Source organism: Sorangium sp. So ce185, assembly GCF_051526825.1.
GTDB classification, from domain to species: domain Bacteria; phylum Myxococcota_A; class Polyangia; order Polyangiales; family Polyangiaceae; genus Sorangium; species Sorangium cellulosum_D.
This window is the reverse complement of sequence record NZ_CP150316.1, coordinates 3,284,656-3,304,982: the sequence shown is the minus strand read 5'-3', so window position 1 is coordinate 3,304,982 and position 20,327 is coordinate 3,284,656. Positions and strand designations below refer to the sequence as shown.

General features: G+C 72.6%; 17 protein-coding genes. 11 read left to right on the top strand and 6 right to left on the bottom strand.

Annotated features, from left to right (window positions below; genetic code table 11):
* Positions 1 to 7: 7 nt before the first annotated feature.
* On the bottom strand, positions 8 to 760 hold the full coding sequence (larB, locus tag WMF26_RS12275; protein ID WP_061622021.1) for a nickel pincer cofactor biosynthesis protein LarB: 753 nt from the start codon (positions 758 to 760) through the stop codon (positions 8 to 10).
* 260 nt (positions 761 to 1,020) lie between these two features.
* Here larB and WMF26_RS12270 point away from each other — a divergent pair, with 260 nt between their 5' ends.
* Entirely contained in the window at positions 1,021 to 1,773 is a 753-nt protein-coding gene (locus WMF26_RS12270) for a hypothetical protein (RefSeq protein ID WP_437337285.1), read from the top strand.
* A 172-nt stretch (positions 1,774 to 1,945) separates the two neighbouring features.
* Positions 1,946 to 3,310, top strand: a complete 1,365-nt coding sequence (locus WMF26_RS12265) for a TldD/PmbA family protein (protein ID WP_437337284.1) — start codon at positions 1,946 to 1,948, stop codon at positions 3,308 to 3,310.
* 274 nt (positions 3,311 to 3,584) lie between these two features.
* Here WMF26_RS12265 and WMF26_RS12260 read toward each other — a convergent pair whose 3' ends face one another.
* Positions 3,585 to 4,214: a helix-turn-helix domain-containing protein gene (locus WMF26_RS12260; protein WP_437337283.1), complete on the bottom strand. Its 630-nt coding sequence runs from the start codon at positions 4,212 to 4,214 to the stop codon at positions 3,585 to 3,587.
* A 200-nt stretch (positions 4,215 to 4,414) separates the two neighbouring features.
* Positions 4,415 to 6,010 carry a lamin tail domain-containing protein gene (locus WMF26_RS12255; RefSeq protein WP_438000465.1) on the bottom strand — a complete coding sequence of 532 codons (1,596 nt, stop codon included), beginning with the start codon at positions 6,008 to 6,010 and terminating at the stop codon, positions 4,415 to 4,417.
* Positions 6,011 to 6,087: 77 nt separating this feature from the next.
* Between WMF26_RS12255 and WMF26_RS12250 the strand changes: the two genes are divergently transcribed.
* Positions 6,088 to 6,432 (top strand): helix-turn-helix domain-containing protein, encoded by a 345-nt coding sequence (locus tag WMF26_RS12250; RefSeq protein ID WP_061626783.1) that lies wholly within the window; start codon positions 6,088 to 6,090, stop codon positions 6,430 to 6,432.
* A 42-nt stretch (positions 6,433 to 6,474) separates the two neighbouring features.
* On the opposite strand, the gene scpB is transcribed toward WMF26_RS12250, so the two are convergent.
* Both scpB and WMF26_RS12240 read right to left on the bottom strand, forming a co-directional pair.
* Complete coding sequence (gene scpB, locus WMF26_RS12245; RefSeq protein ID WP_438002398.1) at positions 6,475 to 7,548, bottom strand: SMC-Scp complex subunit ScpB; 1,074 nt, start codon at positions 7,546 to 7,548, stop codon at positions 6,475 to 6,477.
* Positions 7,549 to 8,260: 712 nt separating this feature from the next.
* Entirely contained in the window at positions 8,261 to 10,603 is a 2,343-nt protein-coding gene (locus tag WMF26_RS12240) for a segregation/condensation protein A (protein WP_438000464.1), read from the bottom strand.
* 125 nt (positions 10,604 to 10,728) lie between these two features.
* Here WMF26_RS12240 and WMF26_RS12235 point away from each other — a divergent pair, with 125 nt between their 5' ends.
* From WMF26_RS12235 to WMF26_RS12220, 4 genes are all read left to right on the top strand, one after another.
* The gene (locus WMF26_RS12235) at positions 10,729 to 13,113 is read left to right on the top strand and encodes a protein kinase domain-containing protein (RefSeq protein WP_438000463.1); all 2,385 of its coding nucleotides are present in this window, start codon (positions 10,729 to 10,731) and stop codon (positions 13,111 to 13,113) included.
* Between the two features lie 10 nt (positions 13,114 to 13,123).
* Entirely contained in the window at positions 13,124 to 13,960 is an 837-nt protein-coding gene (locus tag WMF26_RS12230; protein ID WP_438000462.1) for a hypothetical protein, read from the top strand.
* 160 nt (positions 13,961 to 14,120) lie between these two features.
* Positions 14,121 to 14,969 (top strand): MaoC/PaaZ C-terminal domain-containing protein, encoded by an 849-nt coding sequence (locus WMF26_RS12225; protein WP_438000461.1) that lies wholly within the window; start codon positions 14,121 to 14,123, stop codon positions 14,967 to 14,969.
* A 50-nt stretch (positions 14,970 to 15,019) separates the two neighbouring features.
* A complete protein-coding gene (locus tag WMF26_RS12220; protein ID WP_437337276.1) occupies positions 15,020 to 15,736 on the top strand; it encodes a peptidylprolyl isomerase in 717 nt (238 codons plus the stop codon).
* 102 nt (positions 15,737 to 15,838) lie between these two features.
* Here WMF26_RS12220 and WMF26_RS12215 read toward each other — a convergent pair whose 3' ends face one another.
* A complete protein-coding gene (locus WMF26_RS12215) occupies positions 15,839 to 16,858 on the bottom strand; it encodes a DUF6599 family protein (RefSeq protein ID WP_061622174.1) in 1,020 nt (339 codons plus the stop codon).
* A gap of 137 nt (positions 16,859 to 16,995) precedes the next feature.
* On the opposite strand from WMF26_RS12215, the gene WMF26_RS12210 reads away from it, so the two are divergent.
* From WMF26_RS12210 to WMF26_RS12195, 4 genes are read left to right on the top strand one after another with little or no spacing between them, the layout of a single operon-like run.
* Positions 16,996 to 17,829 carry a pilus assembly FimT family protein gene (locus tag WMF26_RS12210; RefSeq protein ID WP_438000460.1) on the top strand — a complete coding sequence of 278 codons (834 nt, stop codon included), beginning with the start codon at positions 16,996 to 16,998 and terminating at the stop codon, positions 17,827 to 17,829.
* Positions 17,826 to 18,431 (top strand): type IV pilus modification PilV family protein, encoded by a 606-nt coding sequence (locus tag WMF26_RS12205; protein WP_438000459.1) that lies wholly within the window; start codon positions 17,826 to 17,828, stop codon positions 18,429 to 18,431. The genes WMF26_RS12210 and WMF26_RS12205 overlap by 4 nt, the downstream gene beginning before the upstream one ends.
* Positions 18,428 to 19,729, top strand: a complete 1,302-nt coding sequence (locus WMF26_RS12200; RefSeq protein ID WP_438000458.1) for a PilW family protein — start codon at positions 18,428 to 18,430, stop codon at positions 19,727 to 19,729. Before WMF26_RS12205 ends, WMF26_RS12200 begins: the two co-directional genes overlap by 4 nt.
* Positions 19,723 to 20,319 (top strand): hypothetical protein, encoded by a 597-nt coding sequence (locus WMF26_RS12195; RefSeq protein ID WP_438000457.1) that lies wholly within the window; start codon positions 19,723 to 19,725, stop codon positions 20,317 to 20,319. The genes WMF26_RS12200 and WMF26_RS12195 overlap by 7 nt, the downstream gene beginning before the upstream one ends.
* Positions 20,320 to 20,327: the final 8 nt, after the last annotated feature.

Here is a 20,327-nt window from a genome sequence, read left to right as displayed (position 1 = left end):
CGAGCGCTCACTCCTTCGGCAACATGCGGTGCACCACCATCGCCGCGCCGAAGCCGCTGTCGATGTTGACCACGGCGACGCCGGAGGCGCACGACGTGAGCATGCAGAAGAGCGCGGTGAAGCCGCCCAGGGCCGCGCCGTAGCCGACCGCCGTCGGGACCGCGACGACCGGGGCCGCCACGAGCCCGCCGACCACGCTCGGCAGCGCGCCCTCCATGCCCGCGACCACGATCACGGCGGACGCCTTGCGCAGCTCCTCGACGCGATGGAGGAAGCGATGCAGCCCCGCGACCCCCACGTCGTACAGCCGCTTCGCCTCGAGCCCCACGGCGCGCAGCGTCTCGATGGCCTCCTCGGCGACCGGGACGTCGCTCGTGCCCGCGGTCACGACCGCGACCGGACCGGCGGCGCGCTTCGGCGTCGGCGCGACCTCGACGGTGCCGGTCCGCGCCAGGGGGACGTAGCGAAACGCGGGCAAGAGCGACGCCACCGCCGCGCCCTTCGCGGCGTCGACCCGGGTCACGAGCACGTTCTGCCCGGCCCCCGAGATCTCCTGGGCGATCAGGGCGATCTGCTCGGGGGTCTTCCCTTCGCCGAAGATCACCTCGGGCACGCCCTGCCGCAGTGCGCGGTGGTGATCGACCGTCGCGACGCCCAGATCCCGGAAAGGCAGGCCTCGGAGCGCCTCGAGCGCCTCCTCGACGGCGAGCTCGCCGGTGCGAACGCGCTCAAGCATGTCCCGGACGAGGCGCGGCTCCATGTGCGCAGCCGCTTAGCGCGGCGGCGCCGCCAGAGCAAACGTTCCGCCCCGGCCGCCCGTTCCCCCCGGTCCCGTGGGGCGCCCGGCCGTGCGCGTCCGGCGGCTCGGCGCGCGCTCCTCTCGCTCGGCGCGCCGTCTCCGGGCGCGCCATCCCGGCGCGCTCCCCTCCCTTCCTTGTGCCGCTCCACCTTGTGCCGCTCCACGCAAACTCTCCAGGCTCTTTGCACAGGAGGGGGCGACAGGACTACGTTCCGCGCCGCGTGCCCGCCTTCGTCGCTCCCCTCGTCGGCTTTGCTCTCGGCGCGCTGCTCGCGTGGTTCAGCGCAGCAGCCCCTCACCGCCCAGGCGCGCTGCGCGCGGCGGAGCCACGGCTCGCGTCCGGCCCGCCCGATCGGCCGCTCGCCCTCGTCTCCCTGTTCGCCGTCCTCGTCTTCGCCCCGGTCTGCGCCTACTTCCTCGTCTTCGCGCCCGACTGGAGCTTCGCGTACCTCGTCGACACCCGCCGGGTCCCGTCCGCCGTCGACCTCGTGCTGCTCCTCCTCGACGCCGCCTCGGTGCCCGCCGGGTTCGTCGCCGCGCAGCGCTTCGCCGCGAGCGCCGGCGGCCGTCCGACCGCGCAGCGCTCGATCCGCGCGCTGGCCGTCTTCGCCGGCGCGCCGCTCGCGATCGCCCTGATCGCCGTCCTCGCCTTGTCCCGGCGCCTCGCGCTCGACGGCACCTACCGGCAGGTCGAGGGCGACTTCGGCGTCCATCCGATCACCGGCGGTCCGCTCGGCTACGCGCTCCTCTGGATGCACACCATGCTCGCCGCCGGCTTCGCGGTCACCGTGAGCGCGCTCCTCCGGCGCGAGCCGCCGGGCGGCGGACAGAAGGGTGAGCCCCCCGCCGGCCCGCGCCCCCGCGCCGTCCCGAGCGCGCCGGCTCCAGCGGTGGAGCCGCCGCGGCCCGCCTCGACGCGCCCGCAGCGCCGGCTCGGCCTCGGCAAGGGTGGCCGCTCGAACCGGCCGGGCTGAGGCGCACCCGCGAGCGCGGCCGCCGCGTCACCATGTCGGCGGACCGCCGCGGCCGCGGGGCCGCCGCGTCACCGCGTCGACGGACCGTCGCGGCGGCCGGCCCGCCGCGTCACCGCGTTGACGGAGCCACCGCGCTCCTCCACCCTGTCGCCTCATGTCCGAACGAGCCCGCATGGATCGTCAGATCGAAGAACTGATGGAGCTGGCCGAGCAGGTGGTGACCCGCGCCAGGAAAGGCGGCGCCGACGTCGCGGAGGCGATCGCCCGCTCCGGCTCCGAGCTCACCACCAAGGTGCGGCTCGGCGAGCCCGAGCTCGTCGAGGAGGCCGTCCACAAGGGCCTCGGCATGCGGATCATCAAGAAGCAGCGCGTCGCGCTGACCTCGACCTCCGACCTCACGCCCCGCGGCCTCGATCGGTTCGTCGCGGACGCGCTGGAGCTCGCCGACATCTCTCAAGAGGACGAATTTGCCGGCCCCGCCGATCCGGAGCTCATCGCCAAGGGGAACTTCCCCGCGCTCGATCTCTACGATCCGTCGGGCGGCGAGGTCACGGCCGCGCAGGCCATCGACCTCGCGCGCCGCGGCGAGCAGGCCGCGCGCGACGCCGATCCCCGCATCACGAACAGCGAGGGCGCGACGTTCTCGCGCAGCGCGGGCGCCTACGCCCTCGTCCTGTCCGGCGGGTTCCGCGGCGGCGTCGCCGGCTCGTACGCCCAGCTCGTGGTCTCCCCGGTCGCCGACGACAGCGACGACAAGAAGCGCCGCGGCTTCTACTTCACCGCCCGGCGCCACCTCGCGGACCTGGACGCCCCGGAGGCCGTGGGCCGCGAGGCGGCCCGCCGGACGCTGCGCAAGCTCGGCGCCCGCAAGGTGCCGACCTGCGAGGCGCCCGTCGTCTTCGACCCGGACGTCGCCCGCTCGATGCTCGGTCTGCTCGGCTCCTGCCTCATGGGCAGCTCGATCTGGCGCAAGTCGAGCTACCTCATCGGCCGCGAGGGGACGCGCGTCGCCAGCGATCTCATCACCGTCGTCGACGACCCCTTGCTCCCGCGCGCGCCCGGCTCGCGCCCGTTCGACGGCGAGGGCCTCCCGTCCAGGCGCAACGTCGTGGTCGAGCAGGGCATCCTGAAGACCTACCTCTGCGACAGCTACAGCGGCCGGAAGCTCAAGCGCCCCTCGACCGGCAGCGCCTCGCGCGGCGCCGGCGGCGGCGTGGGCCCGTCGACCTCGAACTTCATCCTGCAGCCCACCTCCACGCCGGCGGAAGAGATCGTCCGCTCCACGCCGCGCGGGCTGTACGTCACCGAGATGATGGGCTTCGGCTTCAACGCCGTGACCGGCGATTTCTCCCGCGGCGCCGCCGGCTTCTGGATCGAGAACGGTGAGCTGACCCACCCGGTCAGCGAGGTGACCATCTCGCTGAACCTCGACGAGCTCTTGCAGCGGATCGACGCGGTCGGGAACGACCTCGATCTCCGGACGGCGACGTCATCTCCGACGTTCCGGGTCTCCGCCATGACCATCGCCGGCAGCTGAGCGAGCGCGGCCGCCGTCGCCAGAGCGTGTCCGCGGCGCGGCCCGCGCTCCTCGACCTCTTCTTCTTCAGCTCATCCAGGAAAGCGCAGGAGCGGACTCGACAGCTGGGTTGCGAGCGACCCTTCAACCGGCCCCAGGTTGCGCTGCGGAGGGGGGGTTCTGTCCTCAGCGGGTCGTGCTTGCAGTGCTGCGCTCGGTGGCGGGCTCTCCTCCATCGCCCGCGGCCGTCCTCGCCCAGCCGTTGAGCTGGGCGTAGGACGGCCGGGGCCCTCGCTCAGCGCGAGGATCCGCCTGCGGCCAGGCTCCGCGGCGGCTCTTCCGAGGCTGCGCCGGCGCTCGCCTGGAGGGGCGCTCCCGGCTGCGCGGCCGCTTCAGGCATCAGGAATGCCCTTAGCTGCTGCGCGTCGTTGCGGCCGATCCTCCCCACGAACGGGGGCAGGCTGATCGGCTCGTCCGACAGCGCGACGAACGTCCCCTGCGAGTTCGCTCGGTGGAGCGCCTCGAAGAGGGAGGTGACGTCCACGTCGCCGGACACGGCCCGAACGTCGATGATGTACACGTCCGCGGGGTCCGCCCCCGCGTAGATCAGCGCGTCATACGGGTGGCTCGCGTGCCGGATGGGCACGCCTTCCCCGAGGGCTCGCGCCACGTGGGCCATCGTGTCCTTGGTGCCGATGGCCATCATCGACTTGGAGGTCGCCTTGGCGAGCTCCCGAGGCACCGAATAGCCCCATGCACGGAGGAACTCGGCCACATCCGCCGCCTTGAAGCGCAAGTGTCTCCCTGGCGTACGGAAATGGGCAATCCTCCCTCGATCCACCCAATTATGGATTGTCTTCAAGTCGACCTCGCACAGGGCTGCGAGGTCGGATGCGGTCAACAGCTTCTCACGAACACCAGCCATCGCCGAACTCCACGCGAAAGGCACCTGCCGCACAGCTCGCGTTCACAGCGCGGCAGCGTCTCCTCAGGTGGCGGCCCCCCCCACCCGTCTGTCTACTCGATTGAAACCTAGCTCTCACAGACGGGTCCGTCACCCGCTTTGCTCGAATTTTCTCTGCCCCTCGGAGAGATCGCCCTGTACGGAGGCAAACTCCCCATCCTTCAGGGGATCTCCTCGTTCATTATGTTCACGCGCCCGGGCGTCGGCCAGCTGGTCACGAAGGAGCCAGCCGAGCCGTCGGGAGCGCGCGGCCCTACGCGGGCCAGGCTCATCCCTGCTTTCGGCTCGGGCATGGCGGGCGACCTGGACAAGACTGCACCTCCTCCATCCATCAATTTGAGCGGTTCTCCCGAGTTCGACAGCCCATGGTTGCCAAGTTTTGGCACCCGGAGCAGGAGCGCCTCCGGAGGAGCCGGGGGATCGAGCTCATCATCGGAGATAAATCCCTCGTTGACGACCAGCGCGTACGCGCCGGGCGCCAGCGAAATGGAAGGTAATTCGGTCTCTCCGCCCACATCGGCCAACACATACCCTGTAAGGTCAGCTGGGACATCGCCATCATTGTAGAGCTCGACCCATTCCTGCCCCGGCTCCGGCCCGACAGGATTTGCCAGTACCTCGTTGATGATCACGTGGGGCATGGGCTCGCGCGTCATGGCCGAGAACGTCCGCCGCTCCACGCGGCCTGCGTTGTCGACGGTGGCAATGGCGAGCTCCACGGCGGTGAGGGGCGGCAAGGGCCCGAGGACGAACGGCTCGCCCGGTCGCAGGGCGAGGACCTCGTCCAGCCCCTCGCCCGCGATCGCCCAGAGCAGCGGCGCGTCCGCCGACCGGACGCGGATCCGATCGTCGGCGACCTGGGCGCACCCCGGCCCGAGAGGCACTTCGTCCGGCGCGCACGCCGCGGCGACGGCGGAGAGGGGCTCCGACTCCAGCGCAAACGGACGCGGATCGAGGCTCACGGCCGCCGGCTCGCCGTCGAACGCGACGGGCGGGCCCACGAGGCGCAGCTCGTCCGCCTCGCCCGGCGCCGGGGGCGACTCCCCCTCGAAGCGCAGGCAGCGGGCGCCGATGCCCTCGACGGCGCCGCGGCGCAGCTCGCCCGCCGGCCCGCTCGGCTCGAGGGTCGCCGCGGCGATCGTCTCCGGGAGCGGCGCATCGCCGCACCAGACGCCGAGGCCGAGGCTCGCCCCGGCGTCGGGCGGCGGCCAGATCCGCGGGAGCACGGGGGGCGAGCCCTCCGCGGCGACCTGGAGGTGGTGCGAGAAGACGGGGCTGCCGCTCGCGACGGCGTAGGTCTCGCCGGGCGCGAGCGGGACGAGCGGCGCCACGATCAGCGTGAGGTCCCCCGGGGGCGTCCCGTCCAGCCAGGCGATCGACGGGACGACGCGCGCCGAGAGCGCCTTCGACAGCTCGCCCTGCTCGATCTGGCGGAGGTGCGCCGCGCCGACCTTGCCGCGGACGACCAGCGCACGGGCAGGATCGACGCCCTCGAGCGAGGCGCCCGGGAGGCGCACCCGCAGCCGCAGCACCGGCGGCGCGGCGTGCAGGGGCGCTTCGGGCTCGATGTGGAGCTCGGGGCCCGCGTCCGCGGGGTCGGCGAGCTCGGCGTCCTCTTCGTCAGGCGGGGAGCGAGGGGGAGCCGCGAGCTCCGGCGCGCAGGACAGGGCGGAGGCCGCGAGCGGCGCGAGCGCGAGCGGCAGGGCGCGGCGAGCGCGGGGGGTGCACGAGGGGCGAGTCGGCGGGTGCTGGGTCATGACGCGGAGTTCGGCAGGAGCTCGCCGCCGGTTGCTCGACGTCGCTTTTTTTTTCGAGGCCGCTACCCTCGCCTCGCATGGCCCCCGAGGACATCAAGAAGCTCCGGCAGGAGCTTGGGTGCACGGCCCGCGAGCTCGCCGGAGCGCTGGGCATCGAGCAGGAGACGGTGCTCGCCTGGGAGCACGGCGACCTGTTCCCGACCAAGCGCTTCGTCGGAATGATGGAGGAGCTGCGGCGCAAAGGTCCGGAGGCGATCCCCCGCAAGAAGAAGAAGCAGGCGGCCGCCTCGCCGCTCCAGCTGCTCTCCGACCCCGAGCTCTGGCGGCTCTTCCGCAAGCTCCTCGCCCACCCCGAGCTGAGGAGCGCAGCGATGAAGCTGGCCGACACCTATCCGGATCCGATGGACGCCCCACCGTCGTAAGCGACGGGCCGATGGGCCTGAGGATCAGGAGGAGATGACGAATCAGTCGTCGTCCTCGTCGTCGTCCTCGTCGTCTTCGTCCTCGTCTTCCTCGTCGTCGTCCTCATCTTCCTCGTCTTCGTCTTCGTCCTCGTCGTCGTCCTCTTCCTCGCCCTCTTCGTCCTCGTCCTCGCCCTCTTCGTCGTCGTCTTCCTCGTCGTCGTCTTCCTCGTCGTCGTCCTCTTCCTCGCCCTCTTCGTCCTCGTCTCCCCCTTCGCCGTCTTCCTCGTCCTCGCCCTCTTCGTCCTCGTCTTCGTCCTCTTCGTCTTCGTCCTCTTCGTCGCGCAACGCATCCTCCTCGGCAGGGTTGTCGCGCCGGACGGCGGCCTTCTCGACAGCCCCAGCATCCTCCCCAACGACCGAGCTCCCCTCACGCACGTGATCTTCCATGGCTTCCATCGCAACATCTCCCTCCCGCGGCGCAGTAGGCGACACGCCGACGTCTTCCGGTAGATCCTCGGCCGCAGTGGCGACCGTCGTCCGGATTGATCCCTCCGCGCCGGCGAAGCTCTCCTGTCCCGCGGTCGCCACCGCCGTCTCCGGCGGCTCTTCGCCGAGCTCGCGCTCGTAGGCGCGTCGCGACTCCTCGGTCAGCTCGGTGAACTCGCGCAGGGTCGGCAGCTCGCCGAGCGCCTTCAGGCCGAAGAACTCGAGGAACTGCGCCGTCGTGCCGTACAGCATCGGGCGCCCGGGCTCGTCCTTCTTGCCCAGGATCCTCACGAGGTCTCGCTCCAGGAGCGACTTGAGCGCCGCGCCGGAATCGACGCCGCGGATCTCGTCGATCTCCGGCCGCGTGATCGGCTGCCGGTAGGCCACGATCGCGAGCGTCTCGGTCTGGGCGCGAGACATCTTGACCGGCTTCTGATCGGTCACCTCGCGAACGAACGGCGCGAATGCGGGGCTCGTCCGGAAGACGTACCCTCCGGCGACCTCGTCCAGCCGGAACCCCCGCCCGTCGTACTCCGCGACGAGCTCGGCCAAGAGCTCGCGCACGACGCGGTGCTCCGCGTTCGCCGAACGCGCGAGCTCGCGGGCCGGCACCGGTCGCTCCGCCACGAAGATGAGCGCCTCCAGCACGCCCTTCAGATGCTTGCGCGCGACCGCAGAGAGCCCGGGCACCTGCGCGGGCCCCGAGGCCGCGCTCCGGACGGGAGCATCGGCGCGACGCGCAGGATCGCCGAGCTGGGACCAGGCGCCTGCGCGGAAGCGAGCGAGCGGATCCTGCCGCGTCGCCCTGGAGGCGCGCGGCTCTTTCTTCGCGCCGCGCGAGCGCTTCGCTCCGCCGAGCCACGCGTACGCCGCCGCCCGCAGACGCGCCGGCGTGCCCCGCCCGCTCGCCCGCGCCGGCGCGGCCTGCGCCGACGTCTTCGGCGCGCCCTCCGCCGACGTCTTCGGCGCACGCGGCTCCTTCTTCGCCCCCCTCGGCCGCTTCGCTCCGCCGAGCCACGCGTACGCCGCCGCCCGCAGACGCGCCGGCGTGCCCTGCGCGTTCGCCTTCGCCGGCGCGCCCTGCCCTGGCGTCCTCGGCGCCCGCGGCTCCTTCTTCGCTCCCCTCGGCCGCTTCGCTCCGCCGAGCCATGCGTACGCCGCCGCCCGCAGACGCGCCGGCGTGCCCTGCGCGTTCGCCTTCGCCGGCGCGCCCTGCCCCGGCGTCTTCGGCGCGCGCGGCTCCTTCTTCGCTCCTCGTGACCGCTTCGCTCCGCCGAGCCACGCGTGCGCCGCCGCCCTCAGCTGCGCCGGCGCGCCCTGTCCTGTCGTCTTCGCCACGCGCCGCCGCTTCGCCGCGGCATCAGCCACCGTCACGGCCACTCCCTGCGTCTACCTCATCCACCTCTTCCGCCGGCGCAGCCTCTTCCGGCGGTGTCGCGGCCTCCTCCGAGGCCGGCAGGTCGCTCGGATCCGCGGCCGCATCGCGCTCCGTCTGCTCCAGGGCGGGACCGGCGTCTGGTTCGGCCGCTGGCTCACCCCCCACGAGCTCGTGCGCGCGGCTCGTCTCCTCCGCCGGCTCGGCACGCTCCGGCCCTGCAGGTTCGCCGCTCGATGGCTCGGTCAGCTCCGGCCACATCGCCGCTTCGCTCGGCGCCTCCGTAGCCTCCGCAGGCTCAGGCGCCTCCGCCTCGACGCTCATGGCCTCCACGGGCTCGGCAACCTCCGGCCACGCCGGCTCTCCGCTCGGTGCCTCCGCAGGCTCAGGCGCCTCTGTTTCGACGCTCATGGCCTCCACGGGCTCGGCAACCTCCGGCCACGCCGGCTCTTCGCTCGGCGCCTCCGCAAGCTCGGGCGCCTCCGACGTCTCCGCAAGCTCGGGCGCCTCCGACGTCTCCGCAAGCTCGGGCGCCTCCGACGTCTCCGCAAGCTCGGGCGCCTCCGACGTCTCCGCAAGCTCGGGCGCCTCCGACGTCTCCGCAAGCTCGGGCGCCTCCGACGTCTCCGCAAGCTCGGGCGCCTCCACTTCGACGCTCCTGTGCTCCAAGGGCGCGGCCATACCCGGCCACGCCGACTCTTCGCTCGGCGCTTCCGCAGCCTCCGCAAGCTCAGGCGCCTCCGCAACCTCTGCCAGCTCAGGCGCCTCCGCAGCCGCCGCCGGCTCAGGCACCTCCGCAGCCGCCGCCGGCTCAGGCACCTCCGCCTCGACGCTCCTGTCCTCCACGGGCTCGACCAGCTCGGCCGCCTCGATGAGCTCCGGCTCCGCCGCCTCGATGAGCTCCGGCTCCGCCGCCTCGATGAGCTCCGGCTCCGCCGCCTCGATGAGCCCCGGCTCGGCCGCCTCCACGAGCCCCAGCTCCGCTGCCTCCACGAGCTCCGGCTCCGCCGCCTCGATGAGCTCCGGCTCCGCCGCCTCGATGAGCTCCGGCTCCGCCGCCTCGATGAGCTCCGGCTCCGCCGCCTCGATGAGCCCCGGCTCGGCCGCCTCCACGAGCCCCAGCTCCGCTGCCTCCACGAGCTCCGGCTCCGCCGCCTCGATGAGCTCCGGCTCCGCCGCCTCCACGAGCTCCGGCTCCGCCGCCTCCACGAGCTCCGGCTCCGCGAGCTCGCCGCCCCCCACGCTCGCGGCCTCCGCTCCATCACCTTCGCCGGCAGCAGGCGGCGCGCCCGCCTCTTCGCCCCCGGCCGCCTCGACCCGCTTCGCCGACGGCGCCCCCTCGTCGACCTCGAAATCCGCCGGAGGCGTGCCGTCCGGCACCGAGAGCTGGATGTGGATCGGCGCCAGCGGGTCCGTCTGGTGGACCCGGATCAGCCTCAGCTTGCACATCTCGAGCACGGCCAGAAACGTGATGACGACCTCGAAGCGGGGAATGACGCCCCCCTTCGAGACGCTGTCGAGCAGCAGATCCTCGAAGCGCATCGACCGCCGCGCCGAGAGCTTCTCCGTGAGCTCCACGATGCGATCCGTGATGCTGATGCGATCGAAGACGACCTCGTGATCAATCTGGACGTTCGTCCGCTTCAGCACCCGCTCGAACGCGTCCAGCAGGCCGAAGATCTGCATCGACGCGAACGGAGCAGGACCCTTGGGCACCTCGCTCTCGCTCATGCCGCGCGTGAACACGTCCCGCCCCAGCGTGCCGCGCTCGGCCAGATCGGCCGCGGCCATCTTGTACTTCTGGTACTCCAGGAGCCGCCGGACGAGCTCGGCCCGCGGATCCTCCTCCTCGCCCGGCATCCCGTCGTCGTCCTGCCCCGCAGGGACGCTCGGCAGCAGCATCTTCGACTTGATGTGCGCCAGCGTCGCCGCCATCACGAGGTACTCGCTCGCAAGATCGATCGACAGCGAGCGCATGAGCTTCAGGTACTCGAGGTACTTTTCCGTGACGAAGCTCACGGGGATGTCGAGGATGTCGAGCTCGTGCTGCTGGATGAGGTGCAGCAGCAGGTCGAGCGGCCCCTCGAACGTGGGAAGCGTGACGACGTACTCGCCCTCCCGCGGCCCCGCGTCCGCCGCCGCCTCGGCCCGGGACGCGGCCTCCCGGGCCGAGGCGGCCTCCCGGGCCGAGGCGGCGTCACGGGCGGGCGAGGCGGCGCGCGAGGTAGCGGCGGCGCCCCGGCCGGCGGCGGGCGCAGGAGCGGCGCCCGCGTTGCCACGCCCTTTGCCGCCGCGCGCCCTCGCTGCGCCCGCCTTGGAACCGCTCACGCCGCGACCGTAGTCGCAAGGCGCCGGTCGGTCCACGCCCGAGCGTCCCCCGGCGGCGCGACGCGCCGAAACGCCGCTCCCTCCGAGAATTTGTGGCGGGAGCGGTGCTAGGATCAGCGCGGTCGATGAAGCCGTCCCCCGCGAAGAGCTGCCCCTCGTGCGGTGAGCGCTACGACGCGGGCGTGCTGTATTGCCCGCGCGACGGCACCCCGCTCGCGAGCTCGCGCAAGAGCGCCTCGCTGGGCGCCGCCGAGCGCGATCCGTACGTGGGCCTCACCCTCGGCGGGCAGATCCAGGTCCGCCACCTCATCGGCATCGGCTCGATGGGCCGCGTCTACCGCGCCTTCCAGGCAGGGATCGAGCGCGACGTGGCGGTGAAGGTCCTCCACCGCGAGCTCAGCAGCAACGCCGAGCTCGTGAGCCGCTTCCACCGCGAGGCCAAGATCGCGAGCCGGCTCGTCCACCCGAACGTCGTCCAGGTGCTCATGACCGGGAGCATCCCCGCCACGGCCGACGCCAGGATCGGCGGCGAGCTCTACCTCGTCATGGAGCACCTCGACGGCATCTCGCTGCTCTCGGCGCTCGCCGCCGCCGGCACGGCGGGCGAGAGCGAGGCGCTCCCGCTCCCGAGGGCGCTCCACGTCATCCTCCAGGTGTGCGACGCGGTCGGCGAGGCGCACGCGCAGGGCATCGTCCACCGCGATCTCAAGCCCGAGAACATCATGCTCGTCCGCCGCGGCGAGGACCCGGATTACGTGAAGGTGCTCGACTTCGGCATCGCCCGCCTCGACTGGGCCGACAAGGCGATGACCACCCAGGCCGGGCTCATCTTCGGCACGGCCAAGTACATCTCCCCCGAAGGCGCCGAGGGGCAGCGGGTCGGCCCGCCCGCGGACGTCTACTCGATCGCCACGATGCTCTACCAGTGCCTCGCCGGCCGCGCGCCGTTCGAGGGCGACTCGCCCGTCGCGCTGCTCGTCCAGCACACCCACGCCCCGCCGGCGGACCTGCGCAGCATCGCGCGCTCGAGCTACGTGCCCGCGCCGATCGCGCAGGTCGTGATGCAGAACCTCGCCAAGAAGCCCTCGGACCGCGCCCCGGACGCGCGCGCCCTCGGCCGCGATCTCGCCCTCGCCGTGCGCGCGAGCGGCCTCGACCCCGACGAGATCGCCGCCCAGCCCGGGCTCCTGCGCGCCAGCGCGGTCATGAAGCTGGCGTCGAAGTCGCGCACCAAGTCGCTCGACCTCTCCCCCGCGCTCGCCGCCAAGATCGGAGGCATCGCCGCGCCCACGCTGGAGAGCGCCCGCGTCAGCGACCTCGATCCGCTCCTCCCGTCGAGCGAGTCGGCGCTCTACGGCGGCCCCGCGTCGCCCCGCCACGAGGAAGATCCCGCCTCGACGAGCGACGAGGAGCGCTCCTCGTCGCCCCGATCGAGCGGCGTCGAGCGGTACTCCGCGAGCGGCGTCGAGCGGTACTCCGCGAGCGGCGGCGAGCGCGCCTCGTCGCCCAGAGCGAGCGGCGTCGAGCGCTCCTCGGCGAGCGACGCGGAGCGCGCCTCGTCGCCCAGAGCGAGCGGCGTCGAGCGCTCCTCCTTCAGCAGCGCGGACTTCAGCGGCGCGCCGGACGAGCCCGCGCGGACGGCGGTCGGCCTCGGCATCGACCCCGCGCGCGACTCCGCGCCCGCACCGTCGACCATGCAGGGCGTCGCGTCCGCGCCGCCGCAGCTCCCCCGCCGCGCGGTGATCGCCCGCGCCACCGCGCTCCTCGCGTGCGCCGGCGCGGTGGGGCTCGTCGCGTTCCTCGGCGGGCGGCACCTCGGCGCCTTCGGGGGGAAGACCGCCCAAGACTCCCTGGAAGGGCACATCGACCGCGCGCGCGACTGCATGGGCAGGCACGCGTGGGACACGCCGCCCGGCGAGAACGTGAAGGACATCATCGCGCAGGCCCTCGCGCGGTGGCCCAGGGACGCGCGGCTTGTCGCGCTCCGGCGCGAGTCCGCCGAGCGCGTCGTCGCCGACGCCCTCGGGCGGAAGTACGCCGGCGACAGGGCCGGCGCCATCCGCCTGGCGAAGCTCGCGATCGAGCTGCACCCGGAGCTCACCACGGCCCAGCACCTCGTCGCCGAGCTCTCGGCCCCGCCGAGAGACGCCCCCGAAGAGCCGCCGCCGCAGGTCTCCCCGCAGAGCAGCGGGCTCCGGAACGCCGGCCCGGATCGCCGGCCGCCCCCGCGCCGTCCGGCGCCGGACGGCGATCGCGGCTCGACCCCCGGCCAGCCGCCGGCGGCGGGTCCCCGCGGCGCGCCGGTCCCGCCGCCAGCGTCGGGAGGCGCGGGCGCGCCCGCGAAGGCCGGCGCCGCCCCGCCGCCAGCGTCGGGAGGCGCAGGCGCGCCCGCGAAGGCCGGCGCCGCCCCGCCGCCGGCCAGCGACGCGCCGGTCCTGCCGCCGTCGCCGCCCCCGCTGCCCACGGAGGGCTCCTCGCCGCTCCCCTCGTCGACCGGTCCGTGGCTATAATTCGACGAAGGTGAATCGAGGCGGCTGGTACCCGACGTCGCGCGCGCCCACCAACGTCCGCGCTGGGGAGGGTGACCGAGCAGCGCCGCCGCGCCGAGACGGCGCCCGCTCGAAGCGCCGCGCCGCGGGCGCAGCGGGCGCCGCCGCGCTCGCCCTGCTCCTCTTGGCGGCCCCCGGCCGCGCCGACGAGAGCAGGGCGGCCCGCCGCGCCGCCGCCGCGCGCGAGCGCGATCGCCCCTACACCATGGTCGAGATGAGCGGCGGCGTGATGACGCTCCCCGGCGCCGACGTCTGCCCCGTCCTGGCCCCAGAGGCGTGCGAGCAGGGCGAGACGAGCGTCTCCTTCGGCATCCACAACCTCTACCGCTGGGGCGACATCGGCTTCGGCGCGGGCATCTTCTGGGCGGCGTCGCTGAGCACCGACGCCGCGTACGGGGCCAGCAGCCTCGAGCGCGATCACTCGCGCCGCTACTTCATGCTCGACGGGGTGTTCCGCTACTACGCCCTCCGCACGCCCATGACGGAGTGGTGGGTCGGCGCGACCGTCGGCGGCGTCGTCGTCAACGACTCCTGGTCGGTCGAGGCCGATCGCAACCCGTACTCGGACACGGCGTACGTCGGTCCCAGGGCAGCGACGATCGGCACCGAAGGGGTCGCCGCGGGGCTCGCGATCGGAGGAGACTGGGCGTTCGCCGAGAACTGGAGCGTCGGGAGCCATCTTCGTTACTCGAGCTGGTTCCTCCCGGAGCAGCGCAAGATCTCGCCGACCGGCGATCGCGCGTCGCTCTCCGAGCGCGTCGACATGTTCAACATCGGCGTGCTCATCGCCTATCGCGTCGCGCTCTGATCCCGCGCGCGGGGTGGCCCCGGCGCGCGCGCCAGCGGCGGCCGCGCGCGCGGGAGGATCAGAGCGCGCGCACGGTGACCGCTCGGCGTGCGCCAGTTGACGCGACATCGCCAGGTCTGTACGCCTCCTCGACCGTTTCCATCCTGCGAGGAGCCCCCCGATGCCGCTGAATCTCTCGACGGTCGGCCACACGACCAAGCCCAGCGCCTTCACCTTCAACTGGAAGACCCTGGCCACCTACGCGCTCGGCATCGGCGCCCGTCGCGAGGAGCTCGAGTACCTCTACGAGGGCGTGCCGGGCGGCATGAAGGTCTACCCCACGTTCGGCGTCATCCCCTCGCAGGACGCGGTGTTCGCGGCGCTCGAGGCGGCCGGGGCCGAGCTGCCGCTCATCGTCCACGGCGGCCAGACGCTCCGCGTGCACCGGCCGCTCCCGACGAGCGGGACGCTGTTCACGACCGCCACCGTGTCCGGCATCTACGACCTCAAGAAGTTCGCGCAGGTGATCGTCGAGACGAAGACGACCCTCGACGACGAGCCGCTCTTCGACACGGTGTGGTCGATCATCGTGCGCGGCGTCGGCGGCTTCGGCGGGCCGCGACCGCCGCAGAGCGAGCCTGCGGCCTCGGCGCCGAAGGACCGCGAGCCCGACTGGGTCGTCGAGCAGGCGACCACGCCCGAGCAGGCGCTCCTGTACCGGCTCTCGGGCGACGAGAACCCGCTCCACGCCGACCCGGAGGTCGCGGCGAAGGCGGGCTTCTCGCAGGGCCCCATCCTGCACGGCCTCTGCACGTACGGCTTCGCGGCGCGCGCGATCATCCAGAAGGCCGCCGGCGGCGACGCGAGCCGGCTGCGGGCCTACGGCGCGCAGTTCCGCAAGCCGGTCTGGCCCGGCGACACCCTCATCACGCGGGGCTACATGCTCGAGGGCGGCAAGGTCGCGCTGGTGACGTCGGTCAAAGAGCGCCCCGATCCCGTGCTCACGAGCGCGTGGGCGGAGATCGGCTGACGGCCGGCGCGGCCGCGTGCTAAGGCCGAGGCCCGGATCAGGGAAGCGATATGAGCAAGACGACCGAGAAGGACAGGGCCAAGGACGACGAGGACCTCGACGAGGACGAGTCGACCGACGAAGGCAACGACGACGGGGAGGAGGAAGAGGCGAAGGCCACCGCGGTCCGCGGACGCGGCCACGCGCACGACGACGACGACGACGCGGACGACGACGGCGCCGATCCAGAAGATGCGTACTGGTGGACGCCGCACGCGGTGCTCAGCGCGCTCGTGCTGATCGGGCTCCTCGGCTTCTTCGGCATGTTCAACAAGACGCCGCTCGCTCGCCTCGCCGCCCCTGTCGCCCCGGAGCCGGACGAGCACGCGCACACGGCCGCCGCCGCGCCTCCCGCGCCCGCCCCGACGCCCCGTCCGGCGCAGTCGGCGCAGCCGCCCCGGGAGATGTTCGGCGCGAAGCACCTGCTCGTCATGTACCAGGGGAGCCGGCGCGCGCCCGCGACGATCACGCGCACGAAGGAGGAGGCGAAGGCCCGCGCGACCGAGGCCATGACGAAGGCCAAGGCCGATCCGAGCAAGTTCGCGGACATCGTGAAGGAGTACTCGGACGAGCCGGGCGCGGACCGGCGCGGCGGCGACCTCGGCAAGTTCCCGAAGGGCGCGATGGTCCCGGAGTTTCAGACGGGCCTCGAGAAGATCAAGGTCGGCGAGGTGAGCGACCTCGTCGAGACGCCGTTCGGCTTCCACGTCATCCTCCGCACGCAGTGAGCGCGCGGCGCCTCCGGCCCGCGGCGCCTCCGGCCCGAACGGCGCCGCAGCGCCGCCGGCCCGCGCGCCGCAGCGCCGTGAGCGACCCGCTCGCTCGCGCGCTCAGCGCGCCGGCGCGGTGACGATCTTCTTCAGCCTCGCCGACTTCTCTTCCTTGGTCAGCGTCAGCTTCGCGTGCTCGTCGGCCGTCATGCCGCTGCGGAGCACGCGGGCCTCGTCGCCGACCCCGTAGACGGTCTTGTCGGCGCGGGCGAAGATCCACTCGGTGGCGGGGCTCTCGCCCTCCTTGTGCATGAGGCGCACCGAGCCGTCGCCGATGCCCTTCTCCCGGACGGCGCCCGGCAGCTTCGCCAGCGTCGACAGCACGTCCTTGGCCTGATCGACGTCGGCGCGCACGATCGCGGCCACCCGGTAGCGCTTGTCGACCTCCTTGTAGTAGCCGAACGCGCCGGGCCCCGCGCCGTCGACCCCGAGCACGTCCTTGGTCTCGTAGCGGACCCCGAGCGGGATCATGTTGTCCTTGGGGAGCGCCGCCGCCGCCGGCGGCAGCGACGGCTCGCCGGGCAGCTTCGAGCCCATCTCCTTCACGAGCCCCGGCAGGACCTTCTCGCTCGACGACTTGAGCGCCGCCTCGGCCAGCGCCTCGTCGTTGTACGTGATCTCGGCGAGGTACTGCCCGCGCCAGAGGTACGCGTTCCCGACCCCCATCGCGGCCGCGCCGCCGCCGTCGATCTGGCGCGGCGTCGCCTCGTCGGCGGGGTCGCCGTCGCCCACGGTGCGCTTCGTGAACATCCCGTAGGCGCCCTCGGTGGACCCGAACTTCGAGAGGTGCACGTCGACCGTCGCCGAGCCGCCGGCGCCGCTCACGTAGCGCGCCTCGACCACCCGCCGCACCCCGAATCCCTTGTAGATCTCGCACTCCCCGTCGAACATGTCGCAGATGCTGTCGAGCGGCAGGGGCGCCGATTCGCCGAACGTCTTCTCGGCGCCGTTCGGGTCGAGGCAGAACCCGCCCGTCATGCGCGGGAAGAACGGCGCGCTCGCCGCGTCGCTGATCGTCCCGCCGCCGTCCGCGCACGCGGCCGGCTTCGCGGCCGGCGGCGGCGGCGGCGGCGCGCCCATGGGCTCCTCCTTCTTGCTGCAGCCCGCGGACAGCGCGGCCGCGAGCGCGCCCGCGAGCAGCGCACAGCTCCCGGCGCGGAAGCGCCGGGGCCTTTCGCCGCACGCGACAGGCGCGCTGTGGGCAGACGGGACTCTCGATGAACACCTTTCCGGCGGGAATCGCATGGCCCGTTCGCCTTGCACCTTTTTTCATAGCGCCGCAATCGTTAGCGCCCGTCCCGGACCGCTTTGAGAGATTCATCATGCAAATCCATGGTTTAGCGCGCATCGCCGAGGGCATGCGGCTTGCCTTTGCCGGCCCTCTGGTGCGTCCCTTTCCCTGTTCGCGACCTCCTCTTCGAGATCCCGATCGACCGCGGGCGTCGTCACCGCGAGAGCGCGCGCGGCGCCGCCGCAATGGGCGCGGCTTCACCCTGCCGGAGCTGCTCGCGGTGATCGTCCTCATCGGCATCCTGGCGGCCGCCGCGTCGCCGAGCTTCGTGAACGGCATGCGCGATCGCCGCGTGAACCGCACCGCGATGGAGATCAGCGGCCTTTACCGGCTCGCGCGCTACCAGGCGATCGGCCGCGGGGCGGCGGTGCTCGTGCGGTGGACGGCCGCGACGGGGCAGTTCGAGGTGCGGCAGGCGCGGGTCCAGAACATCGCCGCCGGCTCGCTCATCGCGACGAGCTGCCGCAGCATCGCCGACTGGACGAACGCCGACCTGACCGACCCCGTCACGACGCTGCAAACGGCGGGCATCGAGCTGGCGGCCGTGGAGCTCCGCGATCCGACCGCCCCCGATGGCGCCGTGCGCGCGAACGCCGACATCTGCTTCACGCCGAGGGGGCGGACGTACGTGCGCTATGCGGCCTCCGGGGAGTTCGTGCCGCTGCTCGGCGCGATCCGGGTGAACGTGACCAACACGAGGACCGGCCTCTTGCGCTCGGTCTTCGTCCCGCCGAACGGCGTCGCGAGGCTCGGCCTGTGAGCGCGGCGCGGGTGAGGCGAGCGGGGCGCTCCGGCTACACGCTCATCGAGGTCATGGCGGCGCTCGGCGTGCTCGCCATCGGCGCCACCGGGGTGCTCGCGCTGCAGAAGGCCACGCTCATCAGCAACACGAACGCGCGCAACATCGCGATCGCCAACAACATCGCCATGACCTGGGCGGAGCGGCTGCGGGTGGACGCGCTCCAGTGGAACGAGCCCCGGCGGGTCCCCGACCTCGACGGCGACACCCAGTGGCTCAGGCTCACGACCGCCAGCCCGTTCCCGGCGAAGGTGACGCCCACGCGGGTCGACGCGCTCGGGGCGCCGAGCGCCGACGTGTTCGGGACCGACATCCACCTCGGCGACACGTCGGAGCCGGCGTTCTGCACGCACGTCCGCTTCCGCCAGTTCACCCACCCCACGACGGGGACGCGGCTCTGGGAGAGCCTCATCCGCGCCGAGATCCGCGTCATCTGGGAGCGCAATGGGACCCCGATCAACTGCGCGGTCGACCCGATCACCGTCGACCAGCAGCCGGACCGGTTCGGCGCGGTCTACCTGACGACCGGCGTCCTCCGAAACACGAGCGAGGACCGACGATGACGACCGATCGCCGCATCTCCCCCGCGCGGGCGCGCGCCTCTGGACAGCGAGGCTTCACGCTCGTGGAGCTGCTCGTGGCGATGGCCGCCGGCCTCGTCGTGTCGCTGGCGGCGTTCCTGCTCTCGAAGAACGCGACGCGCTTCTTCCAGAACGAGGCGAGGGCGTCCGCCTCTCACCTCGCCGCGACCGTCGGGCTGAACCGGCTCGCCGCGGACCTGCAGCGCGCCGCGTACCTCTCGACGCCCAACATCCGCCTCGATCCGGAGGTCTGCCAGGTCCCGCCCGCGCCGCTCGGCCTGAATCGCCTCGCGGGCATCTGGATCCGGCGGCAAGGATCGGTGTTCGAGGGCGGGTCGGAGCTCAGCCAGAGCGTCGCCAACGAGCTGTATCCGGACTCGATCATCATCGGCGGGAGCTTGAGCAGCAACGAGCTCTTCGAGTTCAGGAAGATCAGCGACGCGACCGGCGCCCTGATCGTCGAGCTCAATCCGAACAGCGCCGCCGTGCAGCGCACGCTCCAGCGCGCGAACGGCAGCGGACAGGGGCTGTCCCAGATCTTCGCGCCGAACCGCATCCTGCGCGTCATGGTCCGGGGCCAGACCCAGTTTCTCTACGGGGTCATCCAGGGCACCAACGTGCAGGGCGATCCGCCCAACCTCATCGCCATCACCCTCAAGCAGTCTCCCGGCCTGCCGATGCTCTCGGGGTTCGGTCGGTGCGGCGTGACCCCCGGCGGCGCCACCGGCGACGCCGGATGGGTGAACGTCGTCAACCGCGTCCGCTACAACATCCGGAGCCTCGTCGGCAAAGAGACGCCCTACGCCCCCCTCGTCGCGCCCATCGCGGCGGAGCAGACCGGCGACGACGGCCGCACCGAGCTCGTGCGGGTCGAGCTCGACGATGAGAACAACGAGATCCCGGAGACGCTCGAGCTCATCGCGGAGTACGCCGTCGATCTCAAGTTCGGGATCTCCGCCGCGGAGGAGAGCGCCGATCCGACCGTGACCGACCCGTTCATCCAGCGGTTTCCGATCATGTCGACCGACAACGCCGCCGCGTACAACATCGCCGCCTCGAACGACCAGTCGAACGCCGCCCCGCAGCGCGTGCGGTCGGTCCAGGTCCGGCTCTCGACCCGCACCCGGGCGCCCGACCGCGACGTCGGCTTCCCCGAGCGCTCCGACGGCCGCAGGCTCAGGTTCCTGATCCCCGGCATCGTCGGCGAGACCACCTTCGCCCGGATGCGCACGCTCTACGCCGACATCGCGCTCCCGAACCAGGCCTACGTCAAATGGTGAACGCAAGCATCGCCCGGTCCCACCGCCGCGCCCACGAGCGGGGCGCCGCCGTGTTCATCGTCGTGCTGGTCATCACGATGCTCATGGCCATCGGCCTGTTCGCGGCCAACGTCGCCACGCTGTCGACCATCGCCACCGGCCACGAGCGCCGGATGACGCAGACGCATTACCTCGCCGAGTACGCGATGCAGCTCGCGCTCGCCGAGATCGAGCAGAACGGCGGCCTGGACGCCATCGCCCCGACGGAGTCGACAAACTGCTCGATCAGCACCGAGCCGTGCTGGTCGTTCTACCCGCACACGTTCGACGCGGCGGAGGATCTCGTGGAGCTGCCCACGCCCGAGGTGCCGGGGAGCCTCGGCCGCGCCGACGTCGCGTGGATCGCCAAGGTGGAGATCACCGACAAGATCAAGCCCGCGATAGGCAATCGCGCCGGCAGCGACCAGGGCGGCCCGAACGCCGTGAGCGCCGATTACTGCACGGTCACCATGAACGCGCGGCTCATCGCCTGGCCGAACGGCGCGGTCATGGAAGAGGCGGGCAGCCAGGAATCCCTGTCCGTCGTTGCCGATATCCTCTGCTCGAAGTGACGAACCGG

Excerpts from the sequence above, each read along its gene's own strand:
- WMF26_RS12260 (WP_437337283.1), bottom strand. The coding sequence starts at position 4,214 with ATGGCTGGTGTTCGTGAGAAGCTGTTGACCGCATCCGACCTCGCAGCC.
- larB (WP_061622021.1), bottom strand. The coding sequence starts at position 760 with ATGGAGCCGCGCCTCGTCCGGGACATGCTTGAGCGCGTTCGCACCGGC.
- WMF26_RS12220 (WP_437337276.1), top strand. The coding sequence starts at position 15,020 with ATGAGCAAGACGACCGAGAAGGACAGGGCCAAGGACGACGAGGACCTC.
- WMF26_RS12225 (WP_438000461.1), top strand. The coding sequence starts at position 14,121 with ATGCCGCTGAATCTCTCGACGGTCGGCCACACGACCAAGCCCAGCGCC.
- WMF26_RS12215 (WP_061622174.1), bottom strand. The coding sequence starts at position 16,858 with ATGGGCGCGCCGCCGCCGCCGCCGCCGGCCGCGAAGCCGGCCGCGTGC.
- WMF26_RS12255 (WP_438000465.1), bottom strand. The coding sequence starts at position 6,010 with ATGACCCAGCACCCGCCGACTCGCCCCTCGTGCACCCCCCGCGCTCGC.
- WMF26_RS12195 (WP_438000457.1), top strand. The coding sequence starts at position 19,723 with ATGGTGAACGCAAGCATCGCCCGGTCCCACCGCCGCGCCCACGAGCGG.
- WMF26_RS12200 (WP_438000458.1), top strand. The coding sequence starts at position 18,428 with ATGACGACCGATCGCCGCATCTCCCCCGCGCGGGCGCGCGCCTCTGGA.
- WMF26_RS12210 (WP_438000460.1), top strand. The coding sequence starts at position 16,996 with ATGAACACCTTTCCGGCGGGAATCGCATGGCCCGTTCGCCTTGCACCT.
- WMF26_RS12250 (WP_061626783.1), top strand. The coding sequence starts at position 6,088 with ATGGCCCCCGAGGACATCAAGAAGCTCCGGCAGGAGCTTGGGTGCACG.
- WMF26_RS12235 (WP_438000463.1), top strand. The coding sequence starts at position 10,729 with ATGAAGCCGTCCCCCGCGAAGAGCTGCCCCTCGTGCGGTGAGCGCTAC.
- WMF26_RS12265 (WP_437337284.1), top strand. The coding sequence starts at position 1,946 with ATGGATCGTCAGATCGAAGAACTGATGGAGCTGGCCGAGCAGGTGGTG.